21 protein-coding genes are annotated in these 22,297 nt (G+C 69.2%); 12 read left to right on the forward strand and 9 right to left on the reverse strand.

Features of this window, described 5'->3' with window-relative positions; genetic code table 11:
- The first annotated feature begins 1 nt into the window (after nt 1).
- Nucleotides 2–757 (forward strand): precorrin-6A synthase (deacetylating), encoded by a 756-nt coding sequence (gene cobF / locus ACIBL3_RS31665; protein ID WP_396357415.1) that lies wholly within the window; start codon nt 2–4, stop codon nt 755–757.
- 26 nt (nt 758–783) lie between these two features.
- On the opposite strand, the gene ACIBL3_RS31670 is transcribed toward cobF, so the two are convergent.
- Together ACIBL3_RS31670 and ACIBL3_RS31675 are read right to left on the reverse strand one after the other, a co-directional pair.
- The gene (locus tag ACIBL3_RS31670; RefSeq protein WP_396357416.1) at nt 784–2,214 is read right to left on the reverse strand and encodes an MFS transporter; all 1,431 of its coding nucleotides are present in this window, start codon (nt 2,212–2,214) and stop codon (nt 784–786) included.
- Between the two features lie 48 nt (nt 2,215–2,262).
- Nucleotides 2,263–2,745: a MarR family winged helix-turn-helix transcriptional regulator gene (locus ACIBL3_RS31675; protein WP_396357419.1), complete on the reverse strand. Its 483-nt coding sequence runs from the start codon at nt 2,743–2,745 to the stop codon at nt 2,263–2,265.
- Between the two features lie 133 nt (nt 2,746–2,878).
- On the opposite strand from ACIBL3_RS31675, the gene ACIBL3_RS31680 reads away from it, so the two are divergent.
- The 7 genes from ACIBL3_RS31680 to ACIBL3_RS31710 all read left to right on the forward strand — a co-directional run bounded on the left by ACIBL3_RS31680 (nt 2,879) and on the right by ACIBL3_RS31710 (nt 9,614).
- Nucleotides 2,879–4,042 (forward strand): MFS transporter, encoded by a 1,164-nt coding sequence (locus tag ACIBL3_RS31680; RefSeq protein ID WP_396357420.1) that lies wholly within the window; start codon nt 2,879–2,881, stop codon nt 4,040–4,042.
- Nucleotides 4,043–4,052: 10 nt separating this feature from the next.
- Complete coding sequence (cobG, locus tag ACIBL3_RS31685; protein ID WP_396357421.1) at nt 4,053–5,153, forward strand: precorrin-3B synthase; 1,101 nt, start codon at nt 4,053–4,055, stop codon at nt 5,151–5,153.
- Nucleotides 5,150–5,788 (forward strand): precorrin-8X methylmutase, encoded by a 639-nt coding sequence (locus ACIBL3_RS31690; RefSeq protein ID WP_396357422.1) that lies wholly within the window; start codon nt 5,150–5,152, stop codon nt 5,786–5,788. The genes cobG and ACIBL3_RS31690 overlap by 4 nt, the downstream gene beginning before the upstream one ends.
- Entirely contained in the window at nt 5,785–7,311 is a 1,527-nt protein-coding gene (locus tag ACIBL3_RS31695; protein ID WP_396357423.1) for a precorrin-2 C(20)-methyltransferase, read from the forward strand. The genes ACIBL3_RS31690 and ACIBL3_RS31695 overlap by 4 nt, the downstream gene beginning before the upstream one ends.
- A 76-nt stretch (nt 7,312–7,387) precedes the next feature.
- A complete protein-coding gene (locus tag ACIBL3_RS31700) occupies nt 7,388–8,092 on the forward strand; it encodes a hypothetical protein (RefSeq protein ID WP_396357424.1) in 705 nt (234 codons plus the stop codon).
- An 87-nt stretch (nt 8,093–8,179) separates the two neighbouring features.
- The gene (locus ACIBL3_RS31705) at nt 8,180–8,821 is read left to right on the forward strand and encodes a hypothetical protein (protein ID WP_396357425.1); all 642 of its coding nucleotides are present in this window, start codon (nt 8,180–8,182) and stop codon (nt 8,819–8,821) included.
- 91 nt (nt 8,822–8,912) lie between these two features.
- Nucleotides 8,913–9,614: an SDR family NAD(P)-dependent oxidoreductase gene (locus ACIBL3_RS31710; protein ID WP_396357426.1), complete on the forward strand. Its 702-nt coding sequence runs from the start codon at nt 8,913–8,915 to the stop codon at nt 9,612–9,614.
- Nucleotides 9,615–9,650: 36 nt separating this feature from the next.
- Here ACIBL3_RS31710 and ACIBL3_RS31715 read toward each other — a convergent pair whose 3' ends face one another.
- Nucleotides 9,651–10,877, reverse strand: coding sequence for an RNA-guided endonuclease InsQ/TnpB family protein (locus ACIBL3_RS31715; protein ID WP_396357427.1), 1,227 nt, complete (start codon nt 10,875–10,877; stop codon nt 9,651–9,653).
- Between the two features lie 77 nt (nt 10,878–10,954).
- Here ACIBL3_RS31715 and ACIBL3_RS31720 point away from each other — a divergent pair, with 77 nt between their 5' ends.
- Nucleotides 10,955–11,437 (forward strand): 2,4'-dihydroxyacetophenone dioxygenase family protein, encoded by a 483-nt coding sequence (locus ACIBL3_RS31720; RefSeq protein WP_396357428.1) that lies wholly within the window; start codon nt 10,955–10,957, stop codon nt 11,435–11,437.
- Here the strand turns inward: ACIBL3_RS31720 and ACIBL3_RS31725 are convergent.
- Nucleotides 11,427–12,305, reverse strand: a complete 879-nt coding sequence (locus ACIBL3_RS31725; protein ID WP_396357430.1) for a LysR family transcriptional regulator — start codon at nt 12,303–12,305, stop codon at nt 11,427–11,429. The genes ACIBL3_RS31720 and ACIBL3_RS31725 overlap by 11 nt on opposite strands.
- Before the next feature lie 11 nt (nt 12,306–12,316).
- Nucleotides 12,317–13,300 (reverse strand): alpha/beta fold hydrolase, encoded by a 984-nt coding sequence (locus ACIBL3_RS31730; RefSeq protein WP_396357431.1) that lies wholly within the window; start codon nt 13,298–13,300, stop codon nt 12,317–12,319.
- Nucleotides 13,301–13,370: 70 nt separating this feature from the next.
- Between ACIBL3_RS31730 and ACIBL3_RS31735 the strand changes: the two genes are divergently transcribed.
- Both ACIBL3_RS31735 and ACIBL3_RS31740 read left to right on the forward strand, forming a co-directional pair.
- Nucleotides 13,371–13,910: a TetR/AcrR family transcriptional regulator gene (locus ACIBL3_RS31735; protein ID WP_396357432.1), complete on the forward strand. Its 540-nt coding sequence runs from the start codon at nt 13,371–13,373 to the stop codon at nt 13,908–13,910.
- Nucleotides 13,911–14,041: 131 nt separating this feature from the next.
- Nucleotides 14,042–15,082, forward strand: coding sequence for an NAD(P)-binding domain-containing protein (locus ACIBL3_RS31740; protein ID WP_396357434.1), 1,041 nt, complete (start codon nt 14,042–14,044; stop codon nt 15,080–15,082).
- Here the strand turns inward: ACIBL3_RS31740 and ACIBL3_RS31745 are convergent.
- The 4 genes from ACIBL3_RS31745 to ACIBL3_RS31760 form a co-directional block, all read right to left on the reverse strand.
- Entirely contained in the window at nt 15,050–16,273 is a 1,224-nt protein-coding gene (locus tag ACIBL3_RS31745) for an MFS transporter (RefSeq protein ID WP_396357435.1), read from the reverse strand. The genes ACIBL3_RS31740 and ACIBL3_RS31745 overlap by 33 nt on opposite strands.
- 55 nt (nt 16,274–16,328) lie before the next feature.
- Nucleotides 16,329–19,145 (reverse strand): glycosyltransferase, encoded by a 2,817-nt coding sequence (locus ACIBL3_RS31750; RefSeq protein WP_396357436.1) that lies wholly within the window; start codon nt 19,143–19,145, stop codon nt 16,329–16,331.
- A gap of 211 nt (nt 19,146–19,356) precedes the next feature.
- Nucleotides 19,357–20,412, reverse strand: coding sequence for a DUF5937 family protein (locus tag ACIBL3_RS31755; protein ID WP_396357437.1), 1,056 nt, complete (start codon nt 20,410–20,412; stop codon nt 19,357–19,359).
- A gap of 8 nt (nt 20,413–20,420) precedes the next feature.
- Nucleotides 20,421–20,894: a GyrI-like domain-containing protein gene (locus ACIBL3_RS31760; RefSeq protein ID WP_396357439.1), complete on the reverse strand. Its 474-nt coding sequence runs from the start codon at nt 20,892–20,894 to the stop codon at nt 20,421–20,423.
- A 101-nt stretch (nt 20,895–20,995) separates the two neighbouring features.
- Between ACIBL3_RS31760 and ACIBL3_RS31765 the strand changes: the two genes are divergently transcribed.
- On the forward strand, nt 20,996–22,297 hold the full coding sequence (locus ACIBL3_RS31765) for a glycoside hydrolase domain-containing protein (protein WP_396357440.1): 1,302 nt from the start codon (nt 20,996–20,998) through the stop codon (nt 22,295–22,297).

Here is a 22,297-nt window from a genome sequence, read left to right on the forward strand (position 1 = left end):
CATGCGGGAGATTGTGGTGATCGGGGTCGGGGCGGGCGATCCGGAGCAGGTGACGATGCAGGCGGTGTCGGCGCTGAACCGGGTCGACGTGTTCTTCGTGCTGGACAAGGGCGAGGTCAAGCAGGAGCTGGTCGACCTGCGCGAGGAGATCCTGCGCCGGTACGCGACGGACAAGGACTACCGGGTCGTGATCGGCCGCGATCCCGAGCGGGACCGGACCACCACCGCGTACGTCGAAGCCGTCGACGACTGGCGTCGGCGCCGGGCCGATGTGTGCGCGGAGCTGATCGCATCGGAACTCGGCGAGGACCAGGTCGGCGCGTTCCTGGTCTGGGGTGACCCGTCGCTGTACGACAGCACGCTGGCGATCCTGGACGACATCCTGGCGCGGGGTGAGCTGGCGTTCGAGGTCGAGGTGATCCCGGGGATCAGCAGCGTGTCGACGCTGGCCGCGCGGCACCGGGTCGGCCTGAACCAGGTGGGCCGGCCGATCCAGATCACCACCGGCCGCCGGCTGGCGAAGGCGTGGCCCGAGGACGTGGACGACGTGGTGGTGATGCTGGACGCGCAGACCGCATTCACCGAACACCTCGACCAGGACGCGCACATCTATTGGGGCGCCTACCTGGGCACGCCCGACGAACTCCTCATCTCAGGTCCACTCAGTGAGGTCGCGGCCGAGATCGAGAAGGTCCGCGCGGAGGCCCGCGACCGCAAGGGCTGGATCATGGACACGTACCTGCTCCGCAGGAAGTAGCCCGAAGATGTAGGTGGGTTGGCTGGTCAGGCATCCGCTGATTGACGGAGCAGCAGTGCGACGGTGAGTACGAGCGCCGCGAGGACGAAGCCAGCGGCCGCAAGCCACGCGGCGCCGTACCCATCCCGAAGAGCCAGTACGTCGCTCGCACCGTCACCCAACCGACTAGCGGTCGTCGACGCTGCCAGCGTGGCCAGTACGGCGGTGCCGACCGCAGCGCCCGCCTGCTGCGCAGTGTTGTTGAGGCCAGAGGCCAGTCCGGCGTCCCCAGGCTCCGCACCGGACATGGCGAGCATGATCGCGGCCGGAATGGCCAGTCCGATGCCGGCACCCATCACTGCGAGCACTGGCGCGACGTTGACGACGTACGAGCCGTCGACAGGTGCCTGGCTGATCCACAGCAGGGCAACGAAGAAGGCGGCGAGGCCGGCAGTCAGCATGACCCGCGGCCCGAAGCGGACTGTCAGGCGCGGCGCGATGGACAACGACATCACAGCGTTCATCAGCGGGGCGGGGAGGAACGCCAGGCCGGTAGTGAGCGAGTCGTAGCCCAGCACTCGCTGCACATAGAGCGCGGTCGTGAACTGGAAGCCGAAGCCGGCCGCGAAGAGCAGCACCACGACAACGTTCGCCACCGTCACCTGCCGCTTGCGGAAGATGTGCAGTGCGAGCAACGGGTTGGCAAGGCGCGCTTGACGCAGTACGAATGCCGCCAGCAACAACACCGAGACCACAGCCAGGACGAGCGTGCGCACCAGCGACGCGTGCGGCTCGGCGGTCTGGACGATGGTGTAGACGCCAAGCGAGAGTCCTGCAGTCACCAGTACGGCGCCCAGCACGTCAGCCCCGTTGCCGAGGCCCATGCCCTTCTCCCCCGCCAGCACGCGTACGGCGAAGACCAGCGAGAGCAGCCCGATCGGCACGTTGATCAGGAACGCCCAGTGCCAGCCGACGGTCTGGGTGATCACGCCACCGAAGATCAGGCCGATGGACGCACCGCTCGCTGCGGTGAAGCTGTAGACGCCCATCGCCCGGGCCTGCTCACCCGGAGCCGGGAAGAGCCCGACGATCATGCCGAGGATGACGGCGGACGCCAGTGCTCCGCCGACGCCTTGCAGGAAGCGCCCGGCGATCAGCACCTCGGCGCTGGTGGCGACGCCGCAGAGCAGCGACGCGGCGGTGAACAGGCCGAGCCCGGCGACGAAGACCCGCTTGCTGCCGAGCAGGTCGCCGATCCGGCCGGCCAGCAGCAGGAGGCCGGCGAAGGCGATCAGGTACGAGTTCATCACCCAGGCCAGACCGGCCTGCGAGAAGCCGAGGTCCTCCTGGATGGTCGGTAGCGCGACGGTCACCACGGTGCCGTCGAGGATGATCATCAGCTGCATCACGCACAGCACGATCAACGCCTTCACGCGGCCGTCGATCGTGGGTGCAGGGGTTGCCGAAGTGGTCGTCATGAAAACGACCATAGCAGATAGTCCCGTAGTAGACGATCTTTTAGTGGATCATGGTGTGCGCTGGCGTGCGCGCCGTACCGGCTGCGCCTCGACCGGGGTGGACAGGTGCCCGTCGACGAGCTCGACCAGGGCGTTCACGAACGGCGTGCGCTGGTCGGCGGCGAGCGCGGCCAGGGCCTCGGCGTGCACCCGGTCGACGATCCGCTGGCCCTCGTGCGCGATCTTGGCGCCGGCGTCGGTGACCGCGATGATCCGGGCCCGGCGGTCGGTGGCCGACGGTTTGCGCTCGGCATACCCGGCCTTCTCGAGCGCGTCGACGGTGACGACCATGGTCGTCTTGTCCAGGTACGCGAGCTCGGCGATCTGGATCTGGGTGCGCTCAGCCTCGAGCGCGTGCCGCAGGACGCACTGCATCCGCAGCGTCAGCCCGACCTCCGCCAGCGCCGCGGACAGCTGCGTCTCGAGCACATGACCGGCATGAGTCAGGTAGCCGGTGAGATCGGGAACGGTACGAGCCGGTGTCGCTGCCATACGTCGAGACTATCCCGCGCCAGATAATCCCGTCCGGATCATTCCCGGCGGGTAAGCGACGTGGTGGTCCGGCGGTATGGCGAGGGCGGGAATCCGCCGGTGTTCGGTCGGTGCGGCGGGTGGGGTGGACGCCATGGCGACTGCGACGACGGTTCGGGCTGGGGTGCGGGAGTGGTTGGGGGTGGGTGCGGTGACGTTCGGGATCTTCTCGATCGTCACGGCGGAGATGCTGCCGGTGGGCCTGCTCGGGCCGATGGGCAGCAGTTTCGGGCTGTCGGCCGGGCGGACGGGGTGGCTGATGACGATGCCGGGGCTGGTCGCCGCGGTAGCGGCGCCCGCGGTCACGGTGGCGACCGCCCGGCTCGATCGGCGGGTGATGCTGTGCGTGCTGATGCTCGTGCTGGCCGTGGCCGACCTTCTCGCCGCCGTCGCGCCGACCTACTGGCTGGAGTTGCTCGCGCGCGTCCTGGTCGGGCTGGTGATCGGCGGGTTCTGGCCCATCGGCGCCGGGCTCGCCGGGCGGCTGGTGCCAGAGCGGTCCGCGGCACGAGCCACCGCTGTGATCTTCTCGGCGGTGCCGCTGGGCTCGGTTCTGGGCGTACCAGCCGGCACCTACCTCGGCGACCTCGCGGGCTGGCGTACGGCGTTCGCCGTACTCGGGCTGCTGACCTTGGCCGTGTTCGGCGGACTCTATGCCTTCGTTCCACGGCTACCGCCGCTGCGGGCGACGCGTCCGGCAGTACTGCAGGCTGCACTGAGGCAGCGCGGCACCGGAGTGGCGCTGGCCCTCACCTGCCTGATCGTGACAGCACACTTCGGCACCTACACCTACGTCACGACGTTCCTGCGAGAGTTCATGCAGCCAGAGCTGCTCAGTGCGTTGCTGCTCGTCTACGGCGTGGCGGGACTGGTCGGCAACCTCATCGCCGGGAGCACCGCCGGACGGCACCTGCACACGACGTTCCTGACCTGCGCCGGCCTCATCGCAGCCGTCACACTGCTGCTACCCGTCCTGGGACGCAGTACGGCGGGAGCGCTAATCCTGCTGGTCGTCTGGGGACTCGGGTACGGCGGAATACCCGTCTGCTCGATGAGCCTGTTCGCCAATGCACTCCCCCAGACCCGTGAGGCAGCGACCGTGTTGTTCACCTCCTCCTTCCAGGCCACATTGTCCGCCGGTGCTCTGCTGGGCGGCCTGGTTGTCGATGCGTGGTCGGTCTCGGTCGCGATGGTTTGCGGCGGTCTGTGTGCTCTGCTCGCCTGCACCGTGCTGCTGAGGGTCAGAAGGGCCACGTAGCATCTCGGGGATGCGTAGGACTGAGGCGGATCGGTGCCCTGGGGTGCTGGCGGTACATGAGGCAGCCGACGGTGGGCTAGCTCGGGTGCGGATCCCGGGCGGCGTGCTGACCGTCGAGCAGCTCGACGTACTGCGGCTGGCCGCGAGCGACCTCGGCGACGGACGACTCGAGCTGACGTCGCGGGGGAACGTGCAGGTCAGAGGCCTGACCGCAGACGGACCGCGCGAGCTGTCGCAGCGGTTGTACGAAACCGGACTGCTCCCCTCCATCACCCACGAGCGTGTCCGCAACATCCTGGCCTCGCCGCTGTCCGGTCTGGACAACCAGAGCGCGTACGACGTGATGCCACTCGTCAGCGCGGTCGACCGAGCGCTGTGCTCGCGTCCGGGCCTGGCGGAGCTGCCCGGGCGCTTCCTGTTCGCGCTGGACGACGGGCGCGGGGATCTGAGCGGGGTGCAGGCGGATGTGCTGGTGCGTGCGGTGGACGAGCGCGAGGCGCTCCTCAGCCTGGGCGCGCTCGGGGTGCGAGTGAGCTGGGCTGAGGTGCCCGAGGTGATGGTCGCGGCGGCGGAGGCGTTCCTGGCGGAGCGCGACGGCCAGGAGTGGCGGATCGCCGAGCTGGACGACGGAGAACACCGGATCCTGCACAGGCTCGGACTGCGGACGACGGACGAATTGCCGACGGCGACCTCGACGATCACCGCCGGGCAGCACGGGGCCGCGATGGTGGTGACGGTTCCGCTGGGCAGCCTCGGGCCAGAGCAGGCCGCCGTCGTCGCCGACGTGGCCGAGGAGATCCGGATCACGCCCTGGCGATCCCTGGTCCTGGTCAACGGCGCGGACCAGAGGGCGCGGCTGGACGAGGTTGGGTTGGTCACAAAGCCGGACTCGCCGTGGAACGGTGTGACAGCGTGTGCTGGTCAGCCCGGGTGCGCGAAGGCGCTCGCGGACGTCCGGGCCGAGGCCTGGCGGGTGACGCCGCGGCTGCCGCGGCACGGGCGGCCGATGCACTGGTCAGGGTGTGAGCGGCGGTGCGGCAAGCCGGCCGGCGAGTTCGTGGATGTGCTTGCACTAGGCAACGGGTATTCGATCGACGGAGAGCGGATGTGAGTGGGTTCGAGTACGTGCGGGACGGCGCGGAGATCTACCGGCGGTCCTTCGCCACGATCCGGACCGAGGCGGCGGACGCGCTCGGCGGTCTCCCGGCCGACCTGGCGCAGGTCGCCGTACGGATGATTCACGCGTGCGGGATGACCGACCTGGTCGCGGACCTCAAAGCCTCGCCCAACGTGGTCAAGAACGCGCGGGCCGCGCTGCAGGACAGGGCGCCGATCCTCTGTGACGCCCAGATGGTCGCCGCCGGCATCACCCGGAAGCGGCTGCCCGCGGACAACCAGGTCATCTGTACGCTCCAGGATCCGCGGACCGCCGAGCTCGCCGAACGCCTGCAGACCACCCGGAGCGCGGCCGCGGCCGACCTCTGGCACGACCACCTCGCCGGTGCGGTTGTTGCCATCGGCAACGCCCCGACCACGCTGTTCCGGCTGCTCGAGCTGATCGCGGACGGCGCACCGCGGCCGGCCGCGATCCTCGGCATCCCGGTCGGGTTCATCGGCGCGGCCGAGTCCAAGGACGCGCTGGCCGCGAACGACCTCGGGCTGGAGTACCTGGTGGTCACCGGGCGCCGGGGCGGCAGCGCGATCACCGCGGCCGCCGTCAACGCGATCGCGAGTGAGGCGGAGTGACCGGGCGGCTCTGGGGTCTCGGGCTCGGCCCGGGCGACCCCGAACTGGTGACGGTGAAGGCGGCCCGGCTGATCGGCGCCGCGGACGTGATCGCGTTCCACAGTGCCCGGCACGGGCGTAGCATCGCCCGCTCGGTGGCGGCGCCGTACCTCACCGACGGGCAGATCGAGGAGCACCTGGTCTACCCGCTGACCACGGAGACGACCGACCACCCGGGCGGCTACCAGGGTGCGATGGACGACTTCTACGCGGACTGCGCTGCCCGGCTCGCCGCGCATCTCGATGCCGGCCGCGATGTCGTCGTACTGGCTGAAGGGGATCCCTTGTTCTACGGGTCCTACATGCACATGCACAAGCGGCTGGCCGACCGGTATCCGTGTGAGGTCGTTCCCGGGGTCACGTCGGTGAGCGCGGCGGCCGCCGTACTCGGTCGGCCGTTGTGTGAGCGGGACGAGATCCTCACGGTGCTGCCCGGCACGCTGCCGCCCGACGTCCTGGCGGACCGGCTGCGCTACACCGACGCAGCCGCGGTGATGAAGCTCGGGCGGACGTTCGCCAACGTGCGCGAGGCCTTCGAGCTCGCCGGACGGGCCGACGAGGCCTGGTACGTCGAGCGCGCGACGACCGACGCGCAGCGGACTGCTCCCCTGGCCGACGTGGACCCGAACGACGTGCCGTACTTCTCGCTCGCGCTGCTGCCCAGCCCGATCAACAACACCTTCGCGGCCCCCACGCCCAAGACCGAGGCGGAAGGCTCGGTGACCGTCGTCGGTCTCGGGCCGGCCGGACCGGAGTGGATGACGCCAGAGGTACGGGCGGCGATCGCGAGCGCCAACGACCTGATCGGCTACGGCCCGTACGTCGACCGCCTGCCGGATCGGGCCCGTCAGCGCAAGCACGGGTCGGACAACCGGGTGGAGTCCGAGCGAGCCGCTTTCGCGCTCGACTTGGCGCGCAAGGGCTCCAGGGTGGTTGTGGTCTCGTCCGGTGACCCGGGTGTGTTCGCGATGGCCAGTGCCGTCACCGAGGTCGCGTCCGAGCCCGAGTACGCCGACATCGCCGTCCGCGTACTGCCCGGGATGACCGCGGCCCAGGCGGTCGCCAGCCGGGTCGGCGCACCACTCGGGCACGACTACTGCGTCCTGTCGCTGTCGGACCGCCTGAAGCCGTGGGAGGTGATCGCCGGGCGGCTGTCCGCCGCAGCCGCGGCCGACCTGGCGATCGCGATCTACAACCCGGCCTCGAAGTCCCGCACCTGGCAGGTCGCCGCCACCCGCGACCTGCTCCTCGAACACCGTTCGCCCAGTACGCCGGTCGTCGTCGGACGCGATGTGGGCGGTCCCGGAGAAGCGATCACCGTCACAACACTCGCCGAACTGGACCCCGAAGCGGTTGACATGCGGTGCCTGCTGGTGGTCGGGTCGTCACAGACCCGCACCGTGCTCCGCCCGGCCGGCCCCCTGGTCTTCACTCCCCGCCGATACCCGGCGACGGTGAGTGAGCCCGCGCCAGAGGCCGGTTAAATCCGCTGTTCCGGCCGTGTAGGAACAGCCTCGGTGGGTAGGACCCGCGCGGAGCTGACCAGTGAGGAGATAGGGAATGGTCCAGCAGTACGGCGAGACCGCCACGATGACGCAGCCCGTCGCCGCGGCGCCGGCGCCTGAGAATGCGGATGCGAACACGACCCAGAAGTACGAGGAGGCACGGGCGGCAGCCCACCGGGCGATGAGCACTGTCACGATCATTCCGGACCGGCCACTGCCCGCCGAGCCTGCCGTGGACCCCGAGATGCTGTCCTACCGCGGCTTCAAGTTCGGCGCGGCGTTCTTCGGCTGGCTGATCGCGATCGCCATGTCGGTGGTGCTCTCGCTGGCCGTGTCAGCAGCTGCCGTGGGTACGGCGGAGGTCCTCGACTACACCCGTGCCGACGCCGAGGCGCAGGCCGGCGCCGCGGGCATCACGGCTGGGGCTGTCGCCGTACTGACGCTGAGCCTGGCCTTCTACTGCGGTGGGTACGTCGCCGGGCGGCTGGCCCGCTTCGACGGTGGCCGGAACGGGTTCGGGGTGTGGATGTTCGCATTCCTGTTCTCCGTGCTGGCGGCCGGCGGGGCTGCGCTGCTGAACAACCAGTACGACCTGGTTTCCGACGTGAACCGGCCGGACGTGGCGATGTCCACCGACACCATGACCACCGGCGGAATCATCGCCGCCGCGGCGCTCGTCGTACTCACGCTGCTGGCCGCGATCCTGGGCGGCAAGACCGGCAAGCGGTACCACGACAAGATCGACCGGCTGCTCGACTAGCAGCCAGTCACCACCTCGCCACGCTTAGCCAGTCCTCCGGCGGGTACCGGGGGTACGACACGGGGCTGTCTGGCGAGGAGAACTGACATGGCCCAGCAGTATCGAGAGGACACGCAAGCAGAGCGGCTCGGCACGGTCGAGCCCTATGACGACGACCGGCAGGTCAGCACGACCGAGCCGATGCACCGGGCGGACGTCCCGGCGACCGAGGTCGACCCCGCGTACCGGGGCTTCAAGGGTGGTGCCGCGTTCTTCGGCTGGCTGGTCGCGGTCGGGCTGATCGCGCTGCTGACCGGGATCGTCAGCGCCGTCGCGGCAGCCGTCGACTACGCGGTGACGATCGACTGGAACGCGGCCGAGGCGGAGGCCGGCACGATCGGCATCGTGTCCGGCGGCGTCCTGCTGCTGATCCTGGCGATCGCCTACTACAACGGCGGATACGTCGCCGGGCGGCTCGCTCGCTTCGACGGTGCCCGGCAGGGCTTCGGCGTCTGGCTGATCGGCGTACTGGTCACGCTGATTGTCGCGGCGATCGCTGCGCTGGCCGGTTCGCAGTACGACGTACTGGACCGGGTGGACCTGCCGTCCGTGCCGCTGGCCGATGACACGATGACGACCGGCGGGCTGATCGCGCTCGGCGCGGCCGTGCTGATCACGCTGTTCGCAGCTGTGATCGGCGGTAAGGCGGGCCAGCGGTACCACCGCCGGATCGACGTGAGTGGCGACTGACCTTCAGCAGGAGACCCGGGCGGCGGATGGGGGGCATCCGCTGTCCGGGTCTTCGTTGTGCTGACCCGGACGGCGGTGCAGGATGCCGGACATGGCTCGGACCGCGCTTGTCATCGGAGGTACGAGCGGTATCGGCGCGGCCACCGCCCTCCGGCTCGTCGTCGACGGCGCTTCCGTGGTCGTCGCCGGACTGAACGTGGCGGAGGCATCTCCCGAGCTGCGGCGCTCCGCGCAGCTGCATGAGCTCGACCTCCGCGAACCGGATGCGTTGGAGGACCTGATCGGGTCGCTCGACCGGCTCGACGTACTCGTCAACGCAGCCGGCATCATCCGGCGCGGCGACGAGCACCGGCCCGACGTGTTCCGGGAGGTCGTCGAGATCAACCTGACCGGCGCGATGCGTGCTGCCGAGGCGGCGCACGACCTGCTCGCCGCGAGCCGCGGCTGCATCGTCAACGTCGCCTCGATGCTGAGCTACTTCGGCGGCCCGCTGGTCCCGGCGTACAGCGCGTCGAAGGGTGGGATCGTGCAGCTCACCAAGTCGCTCGCGGTCGCCTGGGCGGCCGAGGGCATCCGGGTCAACGCGGTCGCACCCGGCTGGATCGCCACCGAGCTGACCGCAGCCCTGCAAGCCGATCCGGATGCGGCCGGCCGGATCATCTCCCGTACGCCGATGGCCCGCTGGGGCGCCCCGGAAGAGGTCGCCGCCGCGATCGCCTTCCTGGCCGGCCCGGACGCGGGATTCGTCACCGGCGCCGTCCTGCCCGTGGACGGCGGCTACCAGAGCATTTGACGCCCTCCCCGCCAGAACCGGTGGGGATTCCAACTACTACGCGGAGGTAGCGTGTTGAGGTTCACGCTTCGGCGAGACCTGTACGGGCGTCTCTCGGCGTGCGCTGACGGCCCGTCCGGCCGCGATGTTGATTGCCGCGTTCACGTCCGCGTGTGCGCGATGTCCACAGGCCGTGCATCGAAAGACCGCTTGGTTCTTGCGGTTGTCCGGTGCGCGGTGCCTGCAGACGCTGCAGGTCTGCGACGTGTACGCAGGGTTGACCTTCTCGACCCGCCCGGGGGCCTTGTGCTCAAGGCGCTGGACCAGCAGTCCCCATCCGTTGGCCAGAATTTCCCGGTTGAGTCCGGCCTTTGCGCGGCGACGGTTCGGCAGGTAGCTACCTGGTCGTGCGGGATCGGGTTTGGGCTTGGGGCGTCTGGTCATCTGTGCGACCCGCAGGTCTTCCACACGGATGACGTCGAACCGTCGAGCGAGGTCGGTGCTGGTCTTCTCTACCCAGTCCTTGCGGCGGTCACGTGCACGTGCGTACAGCCTGGCGATCGCCGCCTTCACCCGATGACGGCGGCGAGACCCGCGACGACAGCGCGACAGGCGACGCTGAAGCTGCATCAGCCGCTCATGCTCACGTTCCGACAGACCGGGACAGGACAGCAGTTCTCCAGTGGACAGGGCCGCGGAGACGGCGACGCCACGGTCCACGCCGACGACCTCCCCCGTCCCCGGTGCGGGAACCGGCGGAGGGATGGCGGCGAAGGCGATGTGCCAGCGCCCCGCGCGATCACGCGTAATCCGATACGACTTCGCGCCAGGTACCGGTCGGGACAGCCGGAACCGCACCCAGCCGACCTTGGGCACGAGCACTCCACCCCACTTCCGGTTGAGCTTCACAATCCGGGACGCTTGGGAGCCGACGATGCGGAACCCCTCATGCAGCCCGGCCTTGCGCCAGGTCGGCCGTCGATGGGTCCCGCCGTAGAAGTTTCTGACCGCCTGGTCGAAATCTCGCAAAGCTTGTTGCTGCACCGTCTGCGACCCAGCCCTCAGCCAATCAAACATCAGTCGCACCGAGGTCAACTGCCGGCACTGTTCAGCAAAGCCCGGCGCCGGCCCTTTGCTGCGGGGCCACATCGACCACTGCTCGAGGGCCAGGTTCCACACGAACCGGGCGTGGCCACAGTGTTCCAGCAATGCTGCCCGCTGAGCGGGGGTCGGGCACAGCCGGAATCGGGACATGCCTTCAACCCAATCAGCCGAGACCGACATTTCTCGACGTCATGGAGGATGGCGCGGTTTCACCTCAGATCAGGCTGGACTCCTGAAAAGCATGTGAAGGAGCGTCGATGATTCCGGTTTCGGCAGGAGTGCCCGCGGAGATCGCCGTACCGGCGGTGCCCGAGGACGACCGGTTGTGGGTGCCGCAGGCGCCGGACGTGTGGTTCCGGCCGCTGATGCTGAACACGATCACCGGGCAGTGGTGCAACCTGCTCAAGGTGACCCGGTCCGGCATCGTGTCCCGGCACCGGCACCCGAGCGCGGTGTTCGGCTACGTGGTCAAGGGCAAGTGGCAGTACGACGAACACGACTGGGTCGCCGAGACCGGGTCGTTCGTGTACGAGCCGCCGGGTGAGATCCACACCCTGCGGGTACCGGAGGACTGCACCGAGATGATCACGTTCTTCAACATCTCCGGCGCGATGATCTACGTCGACGACGCCGGCCACCAGACCGGCTACGAGGACACCTTCACCAAGATCCAGCTCTGCCGGGACCACTACGGGGCGAATGGGCTCGGCGCGGACTACGTGGACCAGTTCATCCGGTGATCGTGCGGATCGCGTCGACGACCTGGATGAGCGCCGGGGATCGGTGGTCCCGCCGCCTGAACAGTGCGACCTGGCGTTCGACGTCGGCGTCGGTGATCGGGACGAGGCGGACGCCGGTCAGGTTGGCGGTGGTGACTGCGAGCTCGTTGGTGACGCCAACGCCCAGGCCGTGGCGGACCAGGGAGAGCAGGGTCTGCGGCTGGTTGGTGCGGAAGGCCGACTCGGGGTTGAGGCCCGCTTTCGCGAAGGCGAGGTGGGACTCGAACTGGCGTGGTCCGCTGCTCTCGCCGATCGAGATGAGTGGCAGGCCGGCCAACTGCTCGAGGGTGACGGACTCGGCTTGGGCGAGCTGGTGGGACTCAGAGAAGACTGCGACGAGGGGCTCGCGCCAGAGGACCTCGTGGTCGAGAGACTCGTCGGCGACGAGCGGGTGGACCGGGCGGACGGCCAGGTCGATGTCTCCACGGACGAGCGCGCTCTCCAGGTCGATGCTCGGCCCTTCTACCAGGTGCAGCGTGATGTTGGCGGGCAAGCGCCGTACGACTTGGGGGAAGAGCCAGGCGGCGGCGCTGGGATAGGCGCCGAAGCGGACCTCTCCCCCGGCGGACGCCAGTGTGCTGAGGCGGTGGAGGATCTCCTCGGCCTGCGGGAGCAGGGCCCGGCCCTCGGGGGTGAGTCGGGCCGGGTGGGCGGTGCGATCGAAGAGCTGGACGCCAAGGGTCTTCTCCAGGTCGGCTACGTGCTCGCTGATCCTGGACTGGCCGCGGAAGACGGCCTTGGCGGCTGCGGAGAACCCGCCGTGGTGGGCGACCGCGACGAAGCTGACGAGCCAATCCATGCGGAAGCCGTACGCCGCAGTCAGGTCCATCTGCCCAGTATTCAAGCCAGGTCCGTACCGCGATTCGCCGCATCCGCGGTGCCGTCGCCGGACTGAATCACTGGCAGTACTCGGTTGACCAGCGCCTCGCGGAAGCGCTCGGGTTGGGTGAAGGCGGCGAAGTGGCTGGCGTCCTCGATCAGCGCGATCTCCTTGTGCGGCGCGTCGATGTGCGCGACGTACTCCTGCGCGAGGTCGGTCAGGGTGAGCACGTCGTCGGCGCCCTGGAAGACGAAGACCGGCAGCTCGTAGCGGGCAGGCAGATCGTAGGCGTTGAAGGACATGTATTCACTGAACATGGCCTTCTGCGTGGCCAGGAAGCCGGCGAGCAGATGCCACGCCTCCCGCTTGCTGTAAACCTCACCCTTGAGCGCCAGCGGGAACAGTAACTTGCTCACGGCATTGGGCGTGACGGGGTCGGTGGCCATCGTCCACTTCATCTTCGTCTGCCACGCCTTGAGGTTCCAGGCGGACGGGTCGGCGCCGATCTTCTCCAGGGCACGGACGGCCTTGGAGTTGCCGGCTGCCGTCACGCGCTCCAGGCAGCGGGCATAGCCGAGGGCCTCGTTGCGGTGCATGTCGGCGTACAGGTCGGTGGTGACCAGCGCCGAGTACAGGTCCGGGCGGCGCTGCGCCAGCGGCAGGCCGATGATCGTGCCCATCGAGCCGGCCATCAGGACGATCTTGTCCTTGTCGAGATGGGTCCGCAGGAACTCGGTGACCTCGATCGCGTCCTCGAGATGCCGCTCGAAGGGGGCCGTCTGCTTGGTGCCGCGGGCGCGGGTCTTGCCGCAGCCGCGCCGATCCCACTGGACGACGGTGAAGTCGCGCTCCCAGGACCGGATCAGCGGCGTGAACACCGCGTACGGCGAGCCCGGGCCGCCGTGCAGGACCAGGAGCACGGGGTTGTCGGCGCTCTCACCGCGGATCTGGATCCACTGCTCGACGCCGCCGATGCGGAGGTAGTGCTGCTCGTTGATCGTCATGCCAAGCATCGTACGCAGGTCTTATACAGTTGTGCAAGACGATCGTCTGAGAATTCTGTATGATGTGGGCATGGGAAACCGGGAAGCCCTGATCCAGGGCGCCAAACAGTGCTTGTTCGAGAAGGGCTTCACGCGGACGACGGCGCGCGACGTCGCGACCGCAGCCGGCGTGAGCCTGGCCGCGATCGGGTACCACTTCGGCTCCACCGAGACGCTGCTCACCCAGGCGCTGTTCGAGGCCGTGGGAGAGTGGGGCGCGCGACTCACTGAGGCCATGGCGGCCGGCGGCGACCCGGCCGCCGTCTGGGACGGCGTCATCGCCTCGGTGCGGTCCGACCGCGCGATGTGGACGGTCCAGTACGAGTTGGTCGGGCAGATCGACCGCTCGGAGCAGCTCCGCACGTTCCTCACGGATTCCCAGCGGTACGCGCGAGACGAGCTGGCCGATCTCTTCGGCTCTCCTGAGGCGGACGAGGAGCGGCGACTGCTGGGCGGGCTCTACCAGGCGATCCTGGGTGGCCTGGTCATGCAGTGGCTCATCGATCCGGACAACGCACCCACCGGCGCCGACATCGTCGCCGCCCTCGAGCTCGCCGCCCAGTCCTCCTAGCCGGCGCCGAACCTGGTGCACCCGGCGGGGACCTCGTACATCCGACCAGATGTCCCAAGTCCCCGGCACCTGTCCGAGGATCTGGCGGGAAGAGGGCGGGGGGCGGGGGTGTTGGGGCGGGGGTGAGGGTTGTGGTGATTGGGGCGGGGCAGGCGGGGTTGTCGGCTGCTTACCACTTGGTGCGGCTTGGGTTCACGCCGTACGACGAGGTCGTCGTACTGGATCGGAATCCGGCGCCGGGTGGGGCTTGGCAGCACCGGTGGGACTCGCTGACCATGCGTGACGTGCACGGGATCGCGAACCTGCCGGGGGTGCCGGTGCCGCCCAGTGCTGATGGGGACCGGGCGAACGCGTTTGTGCCGGCGTACTTCGCGGACTACGAGCAGCGGTTCTCGTTGCCCGTGCTGCGGCCGGTCGTGGTGTCGAGTGTGCGCCGGGTGGGCTCGTTGTTCGAGGTGTCGACTTCTGGTGAGACCTACCTGACCGAGGCGATCGTGAACGCGACCGGGACGTGGAACCGGCCGTTCATTCCCTGGTATCCGGGGATCGAGACCTTTCGCGGGCGGCAGTTGCACACGGCCGACTATCGCGGGGCCTCGGAGTTCGACGGCCAGCACGTGCTCGTGGTCGGTGGGGGCGCGTCGGCGGTGCAGTTGCTGGCGGAGATCTCCGAGGTCGCGACCACGACCTGGGTGACGCGACGGCCGCCGGAGTGGCGCACTGGCGAGGAGTTCGGGCCCGAGCTCGGGCGTCGCGTGGTCGCGAAGGTCGAGGAACGGGTACGCGCGGGACTACCGCCGCGGAGCGTGGTCAGCGTGACCGGGCTGCACCTACGCGAACAGGAGCAGGCCGCGCTGCAGCGCGGGGTCTACGAACGCCAGCCCATCTTCTCCCGCATCACCCCCGATGGCGTCGAATGGCCCGACGGCCGCACCTTGCACGTCGACACCATCCTCTGGGCCACCGGCTTCCGCGCCGACCTCGCCCACCTGGCACCACTCCACCTCCGCGAACCCTCCGGCGGCATCCGCATGAACGGCACCCAAACCGCCCTGGACCCGTACGTCCACCTCATCGGCTACGGCCCCTCCGCCAGCACCATAGGCGCCAACCGAGCCGGCTTCACCGCCGCCCGATCCCTACGCAACCTCCTCCAACCGCTTGCTGCTTGACTCTGTCCAGGTGCGGTGGCGGCGTACCGCGAGGGGGATGAGGGTGCCGGCCGTTAGGAAGAGTAGGGCGGTTAGGAGCCAGCCGGGGTAGCCCAAGGGGATGGCGAGGGTGGTGAGGAGGAGGGGGGCGATCATGTCGCCGGATTGGCGGGACATGGCGTAGGCGCCTTGGTATTGGCCTTGGGCGCCGGGTGGGGCCAGTTCGAAGCTGATGCCCCAGCCGCCGGCGGATTGGAGCATCTCGCCGATGACGTGGACCAAGGCGGCGACCAGGAGCAGGGCGATGGTGACGGCGCCTGAGGTGACGTCGGTCAGGGCCAGGACGGCGCAGGCGGCGGCTAGGAGGAGGCCGGCGCGGCGGCCGGCCCGGGCGGCGCCGGCTAGGTTTTCGGTGCCGCGGGCAACTCGGATCTGCAGGAGTACGACGGCCACGGAGTTGAGGACCAGGAGGACCGCGATCAGCCACCGCGGCGCATCGGTTGCCGTCGCCACCCACAGTGGGATCGCGACCTGCGCCATCGCGGCATGCATGCTGAGTACGCCGTCCAACGCAACGAAAGCCAGGAACGGCCGGTCCCGCAACGCGGCCAGCGCGGACGGACCGGTGGCCGCCGGCACCGGTTCCACCTCCGGCATTCCGAAGCGGACCAGCCCGGCGGTGACCAGGTACGTCGCCGCGTTCGCCAGCAACGCGATCACATAAACGTCCCGCCGATCGACCGCCAGCACGATCCCGGCCAGCCCCATCCCGACGGCCATCCCGACGTTCGTCGCGACCCGCAGGATCGCCCGCGTCCGCACCCGCTGGTCGGCCGGAGCCACGCCGGCGATCAACGCGCCCTTGGCCCCGCGCTGCCCCGAGTCAGCGACCGCAGTGACGGCTGCGATCCCGACGTACAGCGGAAACGAACGCACCTGGGTCAGCGCGGCCATCGTGATCGCCTGCAGCAGCAGGAAACCGACGTACGCACGGTTGGGCCCGAGTCGATCGGCGACGGTTCCGAGTGGGGTGCTGGTCACCAGGCCGACGAGGCCCGCGACGGTCAACCCGACGCCGACCTGGCCGACCGACAGGCCGGCCATCCGGGTCAGGTAGAGCGCGCCGATGGCGAAGTAGAGGCCGTTCCCGAGCGTGTTGACCAGCGTGGCGAAGACCAGGCGACGCACGGCGGGCGGAAGAGAGGCAGTCACAGCTGCCCACTCAACCCCAGCACTCTTCGACTGGCCGTTGGACTGATGGATTTCGTCAGGCCTTCGCCGCCTTGCCCTTGACTGTGTGCCACTTGGTCTGCGGTGGTTCCGGTGGGGCGGGAGAGAGCTGACGGACGATGGTGGCGTCGGGAGCCCAGGCGGCGTCGGGCAGCTTGTCGCCCATCACATCGGCGTACACCGATCGGATCACCTCGGCCTGTGCGGCCCAGGAGAACCGGTGCAGCAGCTGGGCGTCGTCGGCGATGCGCTTGGCGATGCGGTCGCGGTCAGCGAGCACACTCCAGACCGCCTGTACGAGGCTGTCCACGTCGCCCGCGGTGTAGACGGCGCCGAGGTCGAGCTCGTTCACCAAGTCGGCCTGCGCGGGGGTGTCGCTGGTGATGATGGGCAGTCCGGCGGCGATGTACTCGCAGAACTTGTTCGTCACCGCGATGTCGTGGTTGGGCGCGTGCAGCAGCGGGCTGAGGCCGATGCTCGCCGACCGCAGGTACAGCGGCACGACCTCGGCCTCGACGAACGGCGCCAGATGCACGCGATCGCTCACGCCAAGCTCGGCGGCGCGGGCCACCAATTCCGCGGTGACGGAGTTGGCTCGCGCGACGATCGCGAGGTGGACGTCGGGCAGCTGGGGCAGTACCTCGACGACCGTTCCGACACCGCGGGCGCGGTTGACACCGCCGCCGTACACCAGCAGCGGTACGTCCTCGGACAGCTCCAGCAGCTCGCGCAGACCCGTGACCTCGGCGTCCTCGGGTGGTTCGACCGGAGCGTTGAGTACGACGTCGGGCAGGCCGGCCAGCTTGTGGTCGCGCTGCAACCAGTGGGCCAGCGGCTCGGACACCGTGATGACGCGGTCGGCGTCGCGGATGAACTCGCGCTCGAGGTCGCTGTAGGCGGCGACTCGGCGCGGTGCGACCACCGGCACGCCCGGGATGTACTCGTGGGCGTCGTAGATGATCTTGACGGTGCGCCCGTCCAGGGCCGCCCGGTGCGCGGCGCGCGCCGCAATGCCGAGCATGAAGACGTCGTGCACGTGAATGACGTCGATGTGGAGGCGGTCGAGCAGCGGGCCCAGCGTCAGCTCTTGGTCGACCAGCTCCGGCATCACGCGCCGCCAGCGGCCTGTCGGCAGGCGGCGGTGGAGAGCGAGCAGCCGCTCGCGCCGCTTGCCGATGCCCAGGTCGGTGAGGTCGACCTCGCGCTGGCCTCGCCGGACGACGTACGCGCGGGCGTGGAGGATGGCGCGACGCAGCCGGAGGGTCCGCCAGGTCACCGCCCGCCGCAGCCGGTCGAGGACGGACCGCAGAGTCGGCACGGACGAGCCGCCGGTGCGCTGTCGGTCGCGGTGGTCGCGCCCGCGGTCGCCGCGTAGCTCGCGGCTGGCGTACTGCCAGCGACCGTAGGCCAGCTTGTACTCGGCCTCGGTGCTGAACCACGGCTTGAGGTTGGCCTTGATGGCGGCCCACCGCCTGCGCCATCCCGTCACCAGCACCTTCGACTGGATGGGCGGGCACAACACCTGCACCTTGCCGAGCCGGCGGACACCCCTGAGCCTGCGTCCGGGGATGCCGATGCAGGTGACGTCGAGGTCCCAGTTGGCCACGGTCTGCGCGTACTTGAGCACCCGGGCATCGACGACGATCTCGTTGCCGGCCATCATCACGACCTTGGGCCGGACCCACGGCGGCTTCCAATCAGCCGGCACCGTGCTCGGCTGCTCGACGAACGCGGCCAGCGCCTCGGCCGAACGGCGGCCGTCGTGCACCTGCTCGACGTAGGCCGGCCCGCGCGCGGCGATCTCGCGGGCCCGCTCCGGGTGCGCGATGAGGTCGAGCACGACCTGCTCGACGGTGTCGGGCGTCGCGTCGACGATGGGCAACTCGAGCCCGGTGTCGGCGGCCACGCGGTCGCGGACGTGCTGGGCGATGTGGCCCACCACGATCCGGCCCGCCGCCATGGCCTCGCACGCGGCGACGCCGTAGCTGCCGACCCGGAACTGGTCGAGGACGATGTCGGCGTCGCGGTACACGGCCGGCATGTCCGCGGGGTCGACCCCTTCGACCCGGCGATACGTGATCAGGCCGCGCTGAGCCAGGCGCTCCATGATCGGGTCGATGAGCTCCGACCCCTTCATGGCCGACTTGCTGGGCGCATGAGCCACCACCGGCTTGTCGTGCGTGAGCACAGGTACGTCGCTGCGCCAGGTCTCGACGTCGACGACCACAGGACACCACACGGCGTTGGGGACGTAGTCGAGAAGGTCGGGCGTCGAGACATAGACCGGACCCGGGTACGACGTGAACATCTCGACGGCTCGGGTCGCGTTGTGCTCGAGCAGCTCAACGGTCTCGTTCTCGAGGTCAGGGAACGGCGACCACGGCTCGAGCTCGACGTGCTTGCTGGGGATGCGGACGTCGGAGCCGTGCGCCATGAGCCCCAAGCGCAGGCCCTTGGCGAGCAGATACTGGAGGTCGCCGGCCGCGTCCGGTCCGTGCAATGGGCCGAAGATCGGCCGCGCCGCCTCGATCAGCACGTGCGTGTAGTTGCGCACGACGTGGTTGTAGAAGTTCAGCTGCCATCGACGGTGGCCCCGGTACGTGCGCGCCGGGACGCCGTAGTCGACCGGGTAGTCGAGGACTCCCCGGAAGAACGCGAACGAGGTCGCCAACGCGTCGGGCACCCGATCCTCGAGCGCACGTGCCCACCGGGTGCCCTGACCCGCGAAGTTGGCCGGGCCGACCAGCAGCCGGACCGGCGCGTCGAGCCGTGCCGGCATCCCGTCCTGCGTGGCCGGTGCGCTGCCCGGGCGCGCCGGCCGGTCGACTCCGGCCTTGCCTGTCTTTCGATCCACTGTGTTGCCCCCCACGCCCCTGTCAAGATCGCGCTGCGGTCTTGACAATTGCGGCCTATACCGGTATTTGGACAGGCGCTGCCCAAGGACTGTTGCGATTGGTGGCGCCTATCCCCCTCTGTGTCCAGCGAGCCCGAGAGGTTTCCTCGGACTCACTGGGTAGATGCAGCGAATGTCCCGTTTGGTTGCACGGAATCGCAAGTTTGTTACTTCACCTCATGACCAGGTCCAAGAGGTCGGCTCCGAGGTTGCGGAAGGCGTCCTCGTCCAGGCGATAGGCGACGAAGCGGCCTTGGCGTTCGGCGGTGACCAGACCAGCTCGGGTGAGGGCGCGGAGGTGGCGAGTGACCTGCGTCGGATGCAGGCCCCAGAGGGCCGCGATCTCACCAGCAGTCCGCGGTTCGCTGGCCACGGCGCGGCAGACCTGCAGGCGGTCTGGCGCGGCCAGCGCCTCGAGTCGGCTGCGGACCTGCTGAGCAGTTGGTACGGCGGCGCCGCGGCCACCAGCCGGGTAGATGACAGTCAGCGGCTCTCCCGGGATCTCGCCGAGGAAGAGGTGCGGTGCGATGTAGTTGCTCGGGACAAGGAGCAATGAGCGCTCGGACAGGTCGATGCGCTTGTTCTGGACCTTCTGCACGACCACGCTGTCCCGATCCCGCACCTCGATCGACCCATCCAGCGACCGCAGCATCGCAAGCGCACCGTCTCGCACGGCCAGGTCCCGGTCCTGCCGACCACGGGCAGCGAGCGCGTCCCGCGACTCCTCCCACACGTCCCGGAACCACTCCGCCCAGCACGCATCCAGCAGGTCGAGGAAACGCCGTACCGGCTCCTCTGGCTCGGTCAGCAGCGCCTCGACCAGGTCCGCAACCGCTCGGCCCCGGCTGCGGGCCCAGTGGCGTACGGCGTCCGCGTCTGTCGTCCTGCTACTCAGTGGACGACCCCGCAGCGGCCGGACCAGCTCAGCGGCCAACTCCTCCGGCGCACGAGCCTGCAGCGCCTTCAGCTCGTCCTGCCACGTCGGCATACCCGTCGCCGCACTGGTCGCGAAGAAGCGCGCCCTGACGGCTCGCACCGTCCAGGTCCACTGCGCCAGCTCTTCCCGGAGTACGGCGGGCAGCCGTACGGCGGCCGCCCAATCGACGCGATCGTGGTGGCGCGGCTCGGCCAGCACGTGCAGAGCGCAGCCGAGCTCGATCAGGGGTGAGGCGACATGGCGGATCCGCTCAGGGTCGAGCCGGCTCGCGCCGGCGAGAACAGTCGGCACCGAAGCGCCTAGTCCTTCAGCTTGAACTCGAGGTCGGTGTCCCAGTCGTTCATGTCCGGGACCTCGCGCGGGTCGGACCGGTAGATCTCGAGCCGGGCGGTCCAGTTGTTGCCGTTGGCATCCCACTCCAGGCCTTCCGCGGTCGCCCAGTCGAGCAGGTCGCGGGTGGCGCCGAGCAGGCCGTCCGGGTGGCCGTGGTGGGTGGCGCTTACGTAGCGGCCGGCCGGGAGCACTCCGGTGACGATCTCCCCCTCACCGTGCTGCAGGTCGTCGACCGGGAACCCGATCTCCATCACCAGGCCGGCTTCCATGTCCACCACGTCGTACTTGAAGAACGGAGCGTCGTTCGGGGCGATCTCATGCGCGGCCAGCCAGGACACCACCTCGCCCAGTCGCTCGGCGAACGCGCCGATCCCGTCCATCGCGACCTTTCCCCGCAACGCGACGTACGGCCGCTCCTCGCGCTTCACGATCTCCGGCATCCGACAACCTCCCGACTCGACGCTCCTCTCAACTTAACGCCTGCGCAGGACTGGCGCCGAACAGGCTCCCTGGCTTTACTACTGACGTGGGGGTGATCGCGATGGGGCGCGTCAAGGGATTCGCGGTGCTGGGTGCGGCTGTGGCGACGGTGCTGTTCGGGCTGGCGGTGCCGGCATCGGCGGAGCCGACCACGCCGTTGACCTATCCGGCGGGAGGTACGGCGACGCGGTTCACCGGGCTCGCCTTCGACACGTGTACGGCGCCGACGGTCGCCCAGATGACGGCGTGGAGAGCCTCGCCGTACAAGGCGATCGGGATCTACGTCGGCGGCGTCAACCGCAGCTGCGCGCAACCGCAGCTCACCCCCAGCTGGGTCAGCAGCGTGACGCGGATGGGCTTCCGGTTGATCCCGATCTACGTCGGTTACCAGGCCCCGTGCACGTTCCGGACCAACGCCGTGAAGATGACGGCGCCGTCCGCGACCTTCCAGGGCGGCCTGCTCGCGCGGGACGCGATCGCCGCCGCCCGGGCGCTCAACCTACTGGGAGGCAGCGCGATCTACTACGACCTGGAGCACTACGACGCGGCCGACGCGACCTGCAAGCTGACGGTCCTGCGCTTCCTGTCGGCGTGGACGAAGGAGCTGCACCGGCTCGGGTTCCTCTCCGGCGTGTACGCGCACCAGAACTCGGGCGCCCCGCATCTCGCGTCGGCGTACAACTCCTCGTCGTACGCCCGACCGGACGCGCTCTGGATCGCCCGCTGGGACGGCAACAGCTCGCTCACCGGCTGGCCGACCGTGCCCAACTCCTTCTGGGCAGTCGGCCAGCGCGGCAAGCAGTACGTCGGCGACCACAACGAGACGCACGGCGGCGTGACACTCAACATCGACAGCGACCGGTTCGACGCGCCGGTCGCGAGTGTCTGGTACACGTACACGGTCCGAACCACGATCCACTCGTACGCCGGCCCATCGACCGCTTACCCGGTCCGGTCCACGATCGCCGCGAATTCCGGCGTACGGATCGTCTGCCAGACGTTCGGCCCGAAGATCGGCACCACCTCCGTCTGGAACAAACTGATCGACGGCACCTACGTGACCGACTACTACGTGCGGACGCCGAACAAGACCGGCTACTCAGCACCCATCCCCGGCTGCAGCAATCCCTTCCAGACCACGATCAACAACCTGACCCGCCGGCATGGCCCGGGGACGTCGTACGCCGCGTACCCAAGCCCGTTGCCGATCGGGTCCCTGGCCTGGGTGACCTGCCAGCGAGCCGGCTCCAAGGTCGGTACGACGTCCGTCTGGGACCGACTCAGTGACGGCAGTTGGGTGACCGACTACTACGTCGCCACCACGAGCAAGACCACTTACACGGCACCGATCCGGCGTTGTTGA

The organism is Kribbella sp. NPDC050124 (assembly GCF_044460355.1).
In the GTDB taxonomy this organism is placed as follows: domain Bacteria; phylum Actinomycetota; class Actinomycetes; order Propionibacteriales; family Kribbellaceae; genus Kribbella.